A 13,727-nucleotide genomic window follows, 5' to 3' on the forward strand; every position below is an offset into this window, starting at 1 on the left:
TTTGTCATTGCCGTGCTAGACAGTTTGTCATTGCCGTGCTAGACAGTTTGTCATTGCCGTGCTTGTCTCCCCTGTCATTGCCCGGCTTGACCGGGCAATCTCATGCAGGGGGGATTTTCGGGTCATGCCCGAAAATGACACTTTTTGAACTTATTGGTCATCCCCAGCTGTGCCCCCCCGCCCGTGAAGGCGGCTTTCTTTCCCATGCCGTGTTTGCCTAAGAGTGCTGTGAGCCCGCGCCGCTAAAAAGCACGAACTGCACAAACCAAAATGCCGTTGTCCTTGGAGCTGGTGTTCAAGTAGTCGGGGTCGAAGTATACAGTCCAGGCACTGCTATTGTTGGAAGCGGCCTGACTAGATGACCAATAGTCTGCGTCCGCGATTTCCGTTCCGCCCGCCGCTTCGATCGAGGCGTTCACCGTGTCCTTTGCCCTGTATAGCATGGAAAGTTCTGCGACCGTGGGAAGATACCAGCCGCTTGCGTAGTCGTCTGTGAGATTGGCGGTCGTAGCATAGGCGTTCACCCATTCCCACGCGGGATAGTTTCCGCTTGTTTCTTCGTCGCTTACCGCATCACAGAGAGCCTGCCAGTTGTCGCTTCCGTCTGTGTCGCCCTTGAATGTCGCTTTCGCTGTTCTTCCGATTCCCGATTCGCTAGGCGTACACTGTATTGCCGTGATGTTCGTGCTGTAGCCGTTTACGCCATTCTTCGCCCATGCAAGAAAGGTGCTGTCAGTTACCGAGTTCTTCAAGCCCACGCCGAGTGTTTTTGCTCCGAGCGTGTCGCTTGCACTTCCAGCGTAGAAAATGACGGCGACCGCTTTTGATTTCTGCTCCTCGGTAAGGGTGAGGTCTTCCTCGGTAAGGGTGAGGTCTTCACTGTAAGGGGTGGCAGAGCCGTCCGAGAACACGATGTCGCCCACGGCTTTTGCCTCAGTCGGGGCTTTGGTGCCAATATAGGTTGTTGGGGTTGTGGCCTGTGTCACCGTAAGAGTGTAGCTTGCGGTCTTCGTGGCGTATGTGTAGCTTTCGCTGTCTGCTACAGTTGCTGTGATGGTCGTTGTGCCAGCCCCCTTGATGGTCACTAAGCCGGTTTGGGTATTTACTTCGGCTATATCTGTTTTGCTTGAAGTGTAGGTAACCGTGCCGTCGCCTGTCGTTGTAAGCACGTTAGTGAAAGCCCCGTCGGCTGTTGTCTTTTCTACGCTCGTGACGGCATAGCTGATGCTTCCTGCCGTCTTCTGTGGTGTGATATCGGCTGCCGTTACCGTAAGCGTGTAGCTTGCGCTCTTTGTCTCGTAGGTGTAGGTGTCGCTGTCTGCTACAGTTGCTGTGATTGTTGTTTCACCTGCTCCCTTGATGGTTACTAAGCCGGTTTGGGTTACTTCGGCTACATCTGTTTTGCTTGAAGCGTAGGTAACCGTGCCGTCGCCTGTCGTTGTAAGCACGTTAGTGAAAGCCCCGTCGGCTGTTGTCTTTTCTACGCTCGTGACGGCATAGCTGATGCTGCCTGCGGTCTTTTGCGGTGTGGTATCGGCTGCCGTTACCGTAAGCGTGTAGCTTGCGGTCTTTGTCTCGTAGGTGTAGGTGTCGCTGTCTGCTACAGTTGCTGTGATGGTCGTTGTACCAGCCCCCGCGATGGTTACTTCGCCAGTCGTTGCGTTTACGGTGGCTACAGTTTCTTTGCTTGAAGCGTAGGTAACTGTGCCGTCGCCTGTCTTGGTAAGCTCGTTAGTAAAAGTCCCGTCGGCTGTTGTCTTTTCTACGCTCGTGGTGGCATAGCTGATACTGCCTGCGGTCTTTTGCGGTGTAACCGTCGGGTCATCATCAACATTTTCCTTACACGAAGCAAGGCCAAAAGCAAGTGCAAGAATTGCACTCATTATTGTGAAAACTTTTGGAAATTTCTGCATAAATGCCTCCTGAAATGGTTTAAAATATACGTTGGTCAAGGCACGTACGCCTACGGCTAACTTAAAGCCTTGACTCAGCCGTTTTGCAGGTGGAAAAAAAATTATCCACTTGCAATTAAAGGCCCATGAGCAGTGTATAATTTTTCCTGCATCATGGGCGGTTTTTCTGTGTGAGAAAGTTGTAATGTCTGATTTAAAATGCATGCAGCCGAAATTTTGTTTTGGGCAGAGTTATAGCCGGTGCTGGTCGCAAGCTGCGCTTGCTTACTGTGCTGTGCTGTGCTGTGAATTTTGCGACAGTGCTAACTTATTGTCAAGCCCTGTCGGGCTTGTTGCGTAAGAGGAAATTATTGACCTTTGCGCCTTCGGCGCAGAAGCATCAAGCGGTTGTGAGAAAATTTGCTTTTTTCTGTGCAAATTACAGCTCATATCAGATATTATAATACGGAAAATTTGATTTTCGAGGAAATTTAAAAAAATTAAGGAAAGTGCTGATGGTATTACGGTTTTTCATCTGTCAATTGACGGCTTGGCAAAATCATAGTATATTTTTCTTAGATTAAGTCAAGGAGGTACGACAATGGCAACTTCAAGCATTTTTGCAAATTTCAACATAACAGACTCGAAAAAAGCTGAAAACTTTGTAAATGCACTTGATATTTCTGCAAAGGAAACATCAAAGAAATCAGCAGTGTCTAATAAATCTTTTGTTGTACTTCCGAATGACATAAAATCTTTGTGGGCTAAACGAAAAAGCAAATGAATTTTAATGTCGTAAACATAATTGATTTGCTTAAATCTGTTGGCGAAAAAGAAGTTCGTTCAGCTTTACAGGAATTTGAGTGTGAAAGAAATTCCGAAATTGAAATTTTTCTCAAAAACAATGCAATAGATTTTACAAAACGAAAGATTTCTGTAACTCACTTGATTTTAGATGATAACGGACAGATTGCGGCATATTTTACCCTGACTCATAAACCGTCAAATATATCATCTTTATCTTTAAGTAAGTCTGCGATAAAAACACTTTCCCGATATGCAATACTCGATAGAGATTCTAATTCTTTTAATATTTCAGCTTTTCTTATTGCACAATTTGGAAAAAACTCTGCCTATAATGGTTCCAGAAATATTTCAGGAAATAAATTGATGGACTTCTGTTTTGAAATCCTTGAATCTGTGCAGAAACAAGTCGGCGGTGGAATCGCCTTTCTTGAATGTGAGGATAAAAAACAACTTCTAAATTTCTATCAGAATGAAAACAACAGGTTCCGTATTTTTGGAGAACGTTTTTCTGAAAGTGAAGGGAAAAAATATATCCAGTTGTTAAGATTCTTTTAATAGCAGTATTGTTTTTGTTTGTGCCGAGTTCATCGTTGAGTACGGACATTACGTCTGTCATTGCGTTCATAGTGTGCGTGTGAACTATACAACCTTCCGTTTTCGGAAGGTGATACACCCGGTTTATTTTTTTCTTGCAATAGGGAACAGGGATTTATGAGAACAGCTTTTAATGCTATTCTATTTTTATCAAGGGAGGTATTTATTGAAGATAAAAGTTTTCATAATGAAAAACGGAATTTCTAAAGAAAGTTTTTATGAAAGGGAAAAATTTGATAAAAAGAAATTTAAATTTACCCTTGACATGGGACTGAAATTTAACAGATTCAATTCTTACCTTGTTATTGATAATGACAGCGGAAAAGAACTTTTAAGAAGTTAGTTTTTTGTTTCCAGCCTGACAGAAAAAAACTTGCAGGTGCTAAAGACATAGGGACACTATAAACTTATACGAAAACATCAGCCTGTATTTTTTACTGTCTTATCTGAATATACCGGTATAAAAAGCTGCGGCTTCTTCCAGATTTTCTTTCAGCTTCCACGGCGGATTCATGATGAAAATTCCCGAACCGTACATATGTGGACCGTCTTCCTGCTGCAGAGACTCAGGATCTTTCGTGATGAGTTCAGTTTTAAAACTTTCTGCAGGATTATTTCCAAGCTTTCCGAAGTCTTCAAGTTCCGTAAGCATTTGGGCTGTTTCATTTTTACGCCGTTTTAAAAGTGGATACCATAAAGCAATGACTGCAGTATTCCATTTTCTGCGCACGTTTTTTAATGCTTCCGTAACGTTTTTATAATCTTCTCCGTCTTCAAAACTCGGATCACAAAGAACCAGTCCTCTTTTTATAAGGGGCGGAATCAAAGAATTCAGGTTTTTAAATGCATCTTCACTGTGAATGTTTATTTTTTTTGAAAAGGGCAGGACTCCGTCTTCTTCTAAAAGAGGAAGAGCCATGTTTGTTTTAAGTTTTTTCATTGCCTGAGGATGAAGGTCATTTACATGAAGCTGGTCTGATTCCCTTAAAAAAAGACGTTCCAGTTCAGGACTTCCTGCATAAAGTCCGTGTTCAAGATAGGGGAACTCTTTTTCGATGTAAAGCCGTACTCCGTATGGTAAGACTGAATCAGCTTGAATTGAATCTTTCAGCTTGAGGATACCGTTTTTACTTTCTTCTGTTTTAAGACTTCGTTCGTCATTCAGTTCAAAACGACCTGCACCGGAGTGAGTATCAATAATTGTAAAGGGTTTATCTTTTCTGCACAGTGAATCAAGAATAAGGCAGAGGGCTGTATGCTTGAGGACATCTGCTGAGTTTCCGCAGTGGTATTCGTGCTGGTAACTTAGCATTCTTCTGCTTCCTTAAGCCATATAGTAGCCATTGCATCACTAGGCATTCTCCAGTCTCCCCGTGGTGAAAGATTTACGGTACCGACTTTAGCTCCGTCCGGCATGCAGCTTCTCTTGAACTGCTGCGAGAAAAATCTTCTGTAAAAGTTTATGAGCCATTTTTTTATGATTTCTTCACTGTAAACAATATCCGTTCCCTCGGCTTTTTTTCCGAGAAGAGACTGGCATGCAAGGAAAAATATTTTTTTAGGACTGAATCCGTAACGGAGGACATGATACAGAAAGAAATCATGAAGTTCATAAGGTCCGACCAGTTCTTCTGTTTTCTGACTTATTTTACCGTCTGCGTCCGGTGGAATTAATTCCGGGCTTACAGGAGTATCAAGAATGTCTGCAAGAACGTCATGGAGATCCTGCTGATGTTTTTCTTCAGCTTCTTCTGCAAACCATGAAACAAGATAACGCACAAGGGTTTTTGGAATTGAAGAGTTTACTCCGTACATGCTCATGTGGTCACCGTTGTAGGTACACCATCCCAGTGCAAGCTCGCTTAGGTCCCCGGTTCCGATTACGATGCCATTGGTTTTATTGGCATAGTTCATCAGGATAAGGGTTCTCATCCTGGCCTGACCGTTTTCGTAAGTTACGTCATGCTTATTTTTATCCTGACCAATCTGATCAAAATGAAGTAGTACGGAATCCTTTATATCAATTTCCTTTAGTTCTGCTCCTGTTTTTTCAGCAAGAGTGCAGGCATTTTTATAAGTCCTGTCCGTAGTGCCGAAGCATGGCATTGTGATGCAGGTGATGTTTTTTCTTTCGATACCGCATTTGTCAAAGGCTCGTGCAGTTACCAGAAGTGCAAGGGTAGAATCAAGCCCTCCGCTTAATCCTATGACTGCACTTTTTGCATTAATGTGGCGCAGTCGTTTTGCCAGTCCTTCTGCCTGAAGTTCTATGATGGAACGGCTTCTTATTTTTCTTTCCGCCTGATTTTCAGGAACAAAAGGATGTAGTGGAATAACTGCATAGAGTCTGTCATTTTTCATCCTAGAAGAATCACTGCTGAATGTGTTGTCTTCCAGAGAAACAAAAAGGGTAACGTAGGAAGAAGACTTTTCTTTTCTGGCTGCATCTGCAAAGGTTACAGTCCTGCATCTTTCGTTATCAAGTTTTTCTATATCAATGTCACTTATTATAAGAGTGCTGTCGTTTTCAAAGGGTGCTCTTTCTGCCGATATTGAACCGTTTGAAGCAATTATGCTGTGGCCTGAAAATATCATGTCAGTAGTACTTTCATCATGACCGGCATTTGCATAAAGGTATGCGCATATATTTTTTGCTGACTGCATGCTTACTAAGGAGCGTCTGTATTCAGCTTTCATTGCAACTTCATTTCCTGCACTTAAGTTGGCGATTACTGTAGCACCGTTTAAGGCATGTTTTGTTGAAGGAGACAGGGGAACCCATACGTCTTCGCAAATTTCTGCTGCGATTTTTATGCGGCTGTCATTTTCATCCTGAATAAGTATTGAAGTTCCGAAGGGAATGCTTTCAAAAGAACCTATGTCTATATATTCTACGGAGTCTGATTCATAAGCCGTAAACCATCGTTTTTCGTAAAATTCCCCGTAATTAGGAATATAGCTTTTTGGAATTACCGCAATGAGGCTTCCCTGATAGATGAAGGCTGCGCAGTTGTACAGGGCTCCGTCTTTTCTCATTGGGAATCCAACTGCACAAAGAACATCAGTTTCTCTTGTGGCATCGCAAATTTTTTCTATTGAATTGAGGGCACTTTCAAGAAGTTTTGTCTGAAGAAACAAGTCTCCGCAAGTATAACCGGTTACGGATAATTCAGGAAAAACAAGTACCCTTATGTTTTTATTCTGAGCTTCCTCAATAATTTCAAGTATCTTCTGTGTATTGAATTCTGTGTCTGCAACTTTAAGTTCTGGTACAGCGCAGGCACAACGTAAATAACCATATTTCATTCCTTCAGTTTATCACAAATCCCTTTATCGTGTCGAATGCTGATTGAAAATATCAGGTGGTTATAGTAAAATCCTCTATGTTTATTTTGTTCAGTAAGTAGCAGTATTTTACTTACAGAACTTTTGATTGAGGGGGTAGTACAAACCCTCAAAACGGCGAAGTCAAGGCTTTAAGCGTTAACGTGCCTTGACTCGACGTATTTCAGGATTATGTAATTCCTGCAGGTAAATAAAATAATAAATATTGCATAAATAAAAAGAGGATGATTATGAATAAGGCAATTGAAACATTAAAGGAACGCGGATTTTTTAATCAGTGCACGGATCTTGATGCGCTTTCTGCAAAAATGGATAAAGGTCCTGTTACATTCTATGTAGGATGTGATCCTACCGGTCAGAGTCTACATATCGGACACATGGTGCCTTTTTTTGCACTTAAATGGCTTCGTTCTTTCGGACATATCGGAGTAGCCCTTATCGGCGGCGGTACAGGAAGAATCGGTGATCCTTCCGGAAAAACTGAAATGCGTAAAATGCTGGATTATGATCAGATAGATGCAAATGTAGAAAACATTAAAAAGCAGCTTGATAAGTTCATCGGTTTTGACGGTAAGACAGCCTTTGCCGTAAACAATAAAGACTGGCTTGAAAACCTTAATTACATTGATTTCCTCCGGGACATCGGATCCTGTTTCAGCGTAAACAAGATGCTTACTTTTGAAGAATACCGTCTCCGTCTTGAAAGGGGACTTTCTTTCCTTGAATTTAACTATCAGCTTCTTCAGGCATATGATTTTTACATGCTCCATCAGAAGTATGGAACCTGTCTTCAGATTGGTGGTGCTGATCAGTGGGGTAATATTACAGCCGGAGTAGATCTTATCCGCCGCAAGCTTGGGGGTACAACTGAACTTAATGAACTCCATCAGTCTTTCGGACTTACATTCCCTCTCATCATGCGTGCAGACGGCAAAAAAATGGGTAAGAGTGAAAAGGGTGCAATCTTCCTTGATCCTTCCCTTACTTCCGTATATGACTTTTTCCAGTACTGGCGCAATGTACCGGATGCTGATGTCCGTAAATTCTTCCTGCTGTTTACATTCCTTCCTGTTGCAGAAATTGATCAGATTCTTGCGGGAGATATTAATGAGGCAAAGGCCCGTCTTGCTTTTGAAGTTACAAAAGAAATTCACGGAGAAGAGGAAGCTGTAAAGGCCCGTGAAGGTGCAAAAGCTGCTTTCTCCGGAGAAGGAGATAAATCTTCGATGCCAACTGTTGAACTTTCAAAGGCCGATGTAGAAAAGGGAATGGGAGTCCTTAATCTTTTCTCTTCTGCTAAGCTTTGTTCTTCTAACGGGGAGGCACGCCGTCTTGTTGAGCAGGGAGGAGCTTCCGTTAACGGAAATAAGATTACTGACGTTAAGGCCGTCATTACTCTTGCAGACTGTGATGCTGATGGAGAACTTACTTTAAAGGCCGGTAAAAAGAAATTCTGCCGTGTTGTTTTAAAATAGTTAATTTACAGAATATCATATAAAAAAAGCTTCTGACTGCCGGATACAGTCGGAAGCTTTTTTTGTCTGTTTTTTTATTTATTTTGCAACAGATTATTTTTTTGTTTTATTTGTTATTTTAGAAAACAGTCTCTTAAAGAACTGACCGATACGTACGAATATATCGCAGAGCCATTTAAGTATTTTCATCAGAAGTGAGGGATTTCTAAGGCGTTCAAGCCTTTTATATCCTTCCATAAGCTCTTCATCAGTAAATTCCTTGCGCTGATTATTTTCTTCTATTTCCATTTCAAGCTGGTGGACTTTATCAATTGGAGATGCAATAACTATGGCGTTTATGCTTTCCCAGCCTATGGCTTTTGCTGCTTCCAGCCGACGTTCTCCTGCGATAAGTTCGTGGTTGGAATTTATCGTAATAGGATTAAGCAGTCCAAATGAGCGCAGACTGTCTTTTAAAGAGGACAGATCCCCTAAATCTTTTCTGACTCTTTTTTTTACTTTTACGTCGCTTATTTTTATCAGCATAATCTCTCCGATTAGATTCTATTGCAAAAGCCAGTTATACATCAAGTCAGCATCTTCACTTTCTTCAGAAAGGTCTCCTTCATAAGAAGAAGCACGTTCTGCTGAAGTCAGGTCGTAATTAAGGAAGTCAATGTCATAGCCAAGTTCTTCGCCTGCTTCAAACTGGAACTGATATCCTGCCTGCATTCCCTCAATCTGAAGACGGGTTATACCAATCATGTTTGCCGTATTATTTGTATGGTATGTACATAATTCTCCCGGTTCCGTACCTGCAAGATAGTAGGCAGTAATTTTATGATCACCGCATTCAGGAGTTATAAGCCCGCCGCTTTTTGTACATACATCGTATTTTACAACACCTTCCGGAATGTCATTATTAAATGCTTTCCACCGTAATCCTTCATGTATGTAATTCATAAAGTCTCCCCATGCAACACCTGCAAGGGTTGAACCTGTGAGCCTCAAGCCAAGGGATTGTCCCGGTCTGTCAAATCCAAACCAGAATACTGAAGTGTAATATGGAGTAAAACCGACAGTCCATGCATCTGCCCAGTTCTGGGTTGTACCGGTTTTACCGGCGGCAGGCATAAGGAAGGTTTGACCTGTCTGTGAATCTGTAAAGCGGAATTTATTTCCTTTGCCCCTGCGTTCATTAAGGCAGTATGCTGTTGATTCCCAGTCTGAACCGAATCTAAGCGTTCCGGAATCAACAGTCTGTTTCAGCATTTCCTGCATGATGAAGGCTGTCTGATGTGAGATTACCTGGGCAGCGCTTCCTTTTGCCTTCAGGGCGATTTTAGCATCTTTTTCAGGATTGAGTATAATGTTGCCGTTCTGATCTTCTACAGTGCGTATTGCAATCGGAACTACTTCATAGCCGTTATTTGCGATTGTTGAGAATGCTTTTGCAACTTCTATAGGACGTACGGAACATACGCCAAGACCAAACGGATAGACTGGTTCAAAATTGCGTTCATCCAGTTCCTTCTGAGGAATTCCGTAGAGGGCGCTTGTTCTGCTGATTGCGGCACTGAAACCTATGCTGTCAAGTACTTTAAGTGAAGGAACATTCATGGAGTGAGCAAGGGCGTACCATATTTCTACGTCACCTTCCCAGACTCCCTTGAAGTCCTGAGGAATGTAAGGAGAGCCGTCTTCTTTATGGAATACTACCGGAGTATCACTTACAATCGTACTCCAGGTATACTGTCTTGAATCGATTGCTGCAGAATAGTAAAGAGGTTTTATTGTCGAACCCGGCTGGAGTTTAGCCTGAACAGCCCTTATGAACTGATTCTGCTGGTCATATTTGGAACCGCCTACAAGAGCGTTAATGTATCCGGTTGAATTCTGAACGGATATCATAGTTCCTTCAATAGTTGTTTTTTCGTCATTCTCACGTATCAGGGCATTTCCCTTTGTAACGATATTCGTTTTAAGAGATTCCATGCCGTTCATGAGGGCAACGAGGTCTATTATAGGATTTATATCTGTGCGGTATTTTTTAATTACAGTGTTTTTTGCCCGCTGGTCATTAACGTGAAGGTCAGGAAGATTGAATACGAGCATGCAGAGTTCTGAGAAAGGTGTATATTTTTTAAATGCATCCCTGTCTTTTACAGCCATTGAGTCCCGGTACCTGTCATTTGCATAATTTATATATTCATGCATTATTTTTTCAGCTTCCCGCTGATGAGACAGGTTAAGGGTAGTGTTAACGACAAATCCGCCTGAATACAAATCATTGCTTCCGTAAAGCATTCCGCTGAGTTCACGGCGTACATACTCACTGAACCACGGTGCCTCGTCCGTCCTCATGTCATAGGCAGATGTACTTGTACGCGTATAGTCAAAGGATCCCCAGTACTCTTCAAAAGAATCCTCGCTTTCCTGTTTTGTAATGTATCCTTCTTCAACCATCGCATTGAGGACGCTTATCTGCCTCTGCTGGGCTCTGTTCGGATGTTCAAAAGGATTATAGTAAACCGGGTTAGAAAGCTGAATAACAAGAATTGCTGCTTCTGCAGGCGTAATTTCCATAGGGCCGTGTCCGAAATAGTATTTACATGCTGCGTTTACTCCGTAGGTTCCTCCTCCGAAGTAGATTTTGTTCATGTAAAGTTCCATTATTTCATTTTTAGAGAAGCGGCGTTCCATCTGAATGGCCCACCACAATTCCTTCAGCTTGCGTTTTGCAGAAATTTCCGTACGGTCACAGTAAAGGGTTCCTGCAATCTGCTGAGTGAGTGTTGAACCTCCTCCCAGTGAAGAGCGGGTAAGTACACCGAATACTGCGCGGAAAAGAGCCTTTGTACTGAATCCCGGATGTTCGTAGAAAATGTGGTCTTCCCGGGTTATGAGGGCATCCTTCATAAGCTGAGGAAGATCATCCAGGGCTATAATCTCTCTTTTTTCATCGCTGGAAAACTCTGTAATAAGTTCTCCGTTTATATCTGTGATTCTTGTAGGAAGTGCTGTTTCGAATTCCGTGAAATTTTCAATATTTTCTATATTTTTTGTGGCAGAAAGAGCTAGTCCGAGCATTGAGCCTATGAGTAATGCGTTAAAAAACGAAAGGAAAATAACTGCATAAGGCCATATTTTTCTTTTATTCATAGTAAGATATTTTAATGATTATTGTGTTTTTTAGCAATATTCAGCAGCTTCTGCAAAAAAAAGACCGGCTTGAATAAGCCGGCCAGTGCCACTTGTGGCGCTTCGGGTGCCAATGGGTGGGAGGGGATATATTGACACCCGACATTTTTATTATCGGCCTTAAGTGCTGAAACTTTAATTATTTTTATGGAATTTATAAAAAACTGCTTGACAGAATTAAGAGGTTATTCTTCTGTTATCAATGCTTCCATGTTGATGAGGAATGTATAGCTCCTGCCGTTTACAGCTGTAAGGGTTTTTATTATTTCGTAGCCGCCCATCTGGAATTTTATGGTATGTTCACCTGCAGAAAGTATGATGTCATGGGTGAAGTCTTCTATCTGTTCGTCATCCAGGCAGATTATGCTGTCTTCAGGTACTGCAAGATGAAGGAGAGGCTTTATGTCATGAAATTCTATGGTAAGCTCCGTAGTTTTTGCCTGCTCAATGTTTATGGTACGCATTTCATTCCGGTAAAAATCACTGACGATGCTCACATTGTGCATGCCTGTTTCAAGTGTATACAGGTTTTTTATGGAAGGACAGGGAGTACCGTCAATGAAAACCGAATAGGGCAGTTCTGCCGAATCAGGGGGAAAGACTATGTTCAGATGCAGTTTTCCGGAATCCCTGTAGACAGGCCGTACGAAGACTTCTATTTTTTTCTGTAAGAGTTCCGCTGCAGTTTTGTCTGACACGGCAAGTGCAAGAAAAACATATCCGTCGTCTATGGACTGGAGCTTTTCTGAAAGGGCAGAAAGAGCGTCCTTTTTCATTGTATTTTCGTTTTCGAAAGGAATTCTGATTGTCAGTCCCAGCGAGTTTTTCAGCGTACCGCTCAGTGACGTGATTCCGCTGTAGTCAAACCTGTCTTCTGATGGAAAAGGTTTTACGCTTGAGTACAGGTTCCAGGTTATACTCTGGCTCATGGATGCGCATTCCTGCGGTACCTGAATATAAAGCTCCATTCCCTTTAAGAAAGTATCAGGGGAGGGAAGCGTCACCACCAGGGCTTCGTTTGCACTCATGATTATATGCTTTCGCTGGCTTCCGTTTTCGAGGCTGAGGGAATGTGTTTTCTGAACTCTGAAAGATTCTCCGGCTGCAAAAAAGGTTATCATGAAGGCTGCAATCGTAGTACAGAGTTTCTTTTTGTGAATGTCCATCATTTAAAGTTTATACTCATAAATTGAAAAATACTATAGCCAAGTTCGAAAAAACATTCATTTTTTTGAATTGTCTATAAAAAAATACCTGTGTATGCATTATTCTGCATGAATTTTTGTTTTAAAACCTTAAAATTCTGCCAGTTTTCTTTATTTTTTCAGTTCATGAAGATAATCTGACGGATCTCTGCTTTTGCCTCCGTTATGAACTTCAAAATGAAGGTGAGGTCCTGTTGTCAGTCCGGAAAGACCTACTTCGCCTATTTTTTCTCCGCCAGATACAGACTGTCCTTCCGTTACGGTGATTTTTCCCAGATGGGCATAAAGGCTTTCGAATGAATAGTCATGGCTTATTACTATATATGAGCCGTATACCGGGTCTTCCGATATGGTTTTTGTAACAGTTCCGTTTTTACAGCTGTATACGTCAGAGCCTGCAGGGGCTGCAAGATCAATTCCCTCATGTTTTTTCCATTTTCCGCTGATAGGACTGATGCGCATTCCATAGGAAGAGGTAACCGTAGCCGAACTTAGCGGAAGCCTCATTCCTGATATAAGAAAAAAAGCACGTGTAGAGGGAGAAAACTTCTCTCCTTCTAAAAACCAGTATTTTTTTCTGCCGACGGTGCATACCGGTGTTCTGTCAGTGAGTTTGCTGCTGTATTCTCCCCTCAGCAGTATTTCCAGTGTATTGGAAGGATTCTGATTTATGAAGATGCCGTTTATTGTTGGAAGTATAAGAGTCATTCCTTCTATATTTTGCTTTGCATCCAGAATTCCGTTTACGGTGGCAAGCGTTTCCTGTCTGAGCATGCATCTGGATGAAACTGTAAAGAGCGTATCCTTTTTCTTACATGTATACGTGTAAAATGAAAGCTCTGATTCCCTGTCGTTAAAAAAAGCCGTATTGTTGTCTTCTATCTGTTCCTGATACTGTTTGAAAATCAGGTTTCTGGAGGAAAGTTCAGGTATAGAAATGTACTGCTGGGCTGCTGTCTGTAATCCTGCAAGGAAAGTTACTGCCGTGATGGTCAGCAGCCGGAGTTTTAACTGTTTTTTCTGCATTTATTTCTTTTAATTTTCTTTATGATGGAGACTGCGACTGCAATTGCAGCGGCAGATGCTATGCCTGCAGTATAGGTTTCAGGTGATGCTGAAGCCCATTTCCAAAGGGGAAAGGTTATTAAAAGAGAAAGGACTGCGCATGATGCAAGAAAAAGAATTACGGCAGCAAGTCCTGCACAGGCTTTTTTTAAGGAAGTAAACAT

At 42.1% G+C, this 13,727-nt stretch carries 12 protein-coding genes; 4 read left to right on the forward strand and 8 right to left on the reverse strand.

What is annotated here, in order from left to right:
• Window positions 1-242: 242 nt before the first annotated feature.
• Window positions 243-1,913 carry an Ig-like domain-containing protein gene (locus HNP77_RS02065; protein ID WP_184651499.1) on the reverse strand — a complete coding sequence of 557 codons (1,671 nt, stop codon included), beginning with the start codon at window positions 1,911-1,913 and terminating at the stop codon, window positions 243-245.
• Between the two features lie 580 nt (window positions 1,914-2,493).
• Here HNP77_RS02065 and HNP77_RS02070 point away from each other — a divergent pair.
• From HNP77_RS02070 to HNP77_RS02080, 3 genes are all read left to right on the forward strand, one after another.
• Entirely contained in the window at window positions 2,494-2,676 is a 183-nt protein-coding gene (locus tag HNP77_RS02070; protein WP_184651500.1) for a hypothetical protein, read from the forward strand.
• Window positions 2,673-3,254 (forward strand): GNAT family acetyltransferase, encoded by a 582-nt coding sequence (locus HNP77_RS02075; RefSeq protein WP_184651501.1) that lies wholly within the window; start codon window positions 2,673-2,675, stop codon window positions 3,252-3,254. Before HNP77_RS02070 ends, HNP77_RS02075 begins: the two co-directional genes overlap by 4 nt.
• A gap of 205 nt (window positions 3,255-3,459) precedes the next feature.
• Window positions 3,460-3,636 (forward strand): hypothetical protein, encoded by a 177-nt coding sequence (locus HNP77_RS02080; RefSeq protein WP_184651502.1) that lies wholly within the window; start codon window positions 3,460-3,462, stop codon window positions 3,634-3,636.
• Window positions 3,637-3,735: 99 nt separating this feature from the next.
• Here the strand turns inward: HNP77_RS02080 and rlmJ are convergent, their stop codons facing one another.
• Window positions 3,736-4,605 carry a 23S rRNA (adenine(2030)-N(6))-methyltransferase RlmJ gene (rlmJ, locus tag HNP77_RS02085; RefSeq protein ID WP_184651503.1) on the reverse strand — a complete coding sequence of 290 codons (870 nt, stop codon included), beginning with the start codon at window positions 4,603-4,605 and terminating at the stop codon, window positions 3,736-3,738.
• On the reverse strand, window positions 4,599-6,599 hold the full coding sequence (locus HNP77_RS02090) for an NAD(+) synthase (RefSeq protein WP_184651504.1): 2,001 nt from the start codon (window positions 6,597-6,599) through the stop codon (window positions 4,599-4,601). Before HNP77_RS02090 ends, rlmJ begins: the two co-directional genes overlap by 7 nt.
• 269 nt (window positions 6,600-6,868) lie before the next feature.
• Between HNP77_RS02090 and tyrS the strand changes: the two genes are divergently transcribed.
• Window positions 6,869-8,113 (forward strand): tyrosine--tRNA ligase, encoded by a 1,245-nt coding sequence (gene tyrS / locus HNP77_RS02095; protein WP_184651505.1) that lies wholly within the window; start codon window positions 6,869-6,871, stop codon window positions 8,111-8,113.
• A 93-nt stretch (window positions 8,114-8,206) separates the two neighbouring features.
• On the opposite strand, the gene HNP77_RS02100 is transcribed toward tyrS, so the two are convergent.
• The 5 genes from HNP77_RS02100 to HNP77_RS02120 all read right to left on the reverse strand — a co-directional run bounded on the left by HNP77_RS02100 (window position 8,207) and on the right by HNP77_RS02120 (window position 13,727).
• Complete coding sequence (locus HNP77_RS02100) at window positions 8,207-8,638, reverse strand: ParB N-terminal domain-containing protein (RefSeq protein WP_184651506.1); 432 nt, start codon at window positions 8,636-8,638, stop codon at window positions 8,207-8,209.
• Window positions 8,639-8,656: 18 nt separating this feature from the next.
• The gene (locus HNP77_RS02105; RefSeq protein WP_184651507.1) at window positions 8,657-11,254 is read right to left on the reverse strand and encodes a penicillin-binding protein 1A; all 2,598 of its coding nucleotides are present in this window, start codon (window positions 11,252-11,254) and stop codon (window positions 8,657-8,659) included.
• Window positions 11,255-11,478: 224 nt separating this feature from the next.
• Window positions 11,479-12,462: a hypothetical protein gene (locus tag HNP77_RS02110; RefSeq protein ID WP_184651508.1), complete on the reverse strand. Its 984-nt coding sequence runs from the start codon at window positions 12,460-12,462 to the stop codon at window positions 11,479-11,481.
• Window positions 12,463-12,609: 147 nt separating this feature from the next.
• A complete protein-coding gene (locus HNP77_RS02115) occupies window positions 12,610-13,524 on the reverse strand; it encodes a LysM peptidoglycan-binding domain-containing M23 family metallopeptidase (RefSeq protein ID WP_184651509.1) in 915 nt (304 codons plus the stop codon).
• Window positions 13,506-13,727, reverse strand: a complete 222-nt coding sequence (locus tag HNP77_RS02120) for a hypothetical protein (protein ID WP_184651510.1) — start codon at window positions 13,725-13,727, stop codon at window positions 13,506-13,508. Before HNP77_RS02120 ends, HNP77_RS02115 begins: the two co-directional genes overlap by 19 nt.

The organism is Treponema rectale (assembly GCF_014202035.1).
Taxonomy (GTDB): Bacteria; Spirochaetota; Spirochaetia; order Treponematales; family Treponemataceae; genus Treponema_D; species Treponema_D rectale.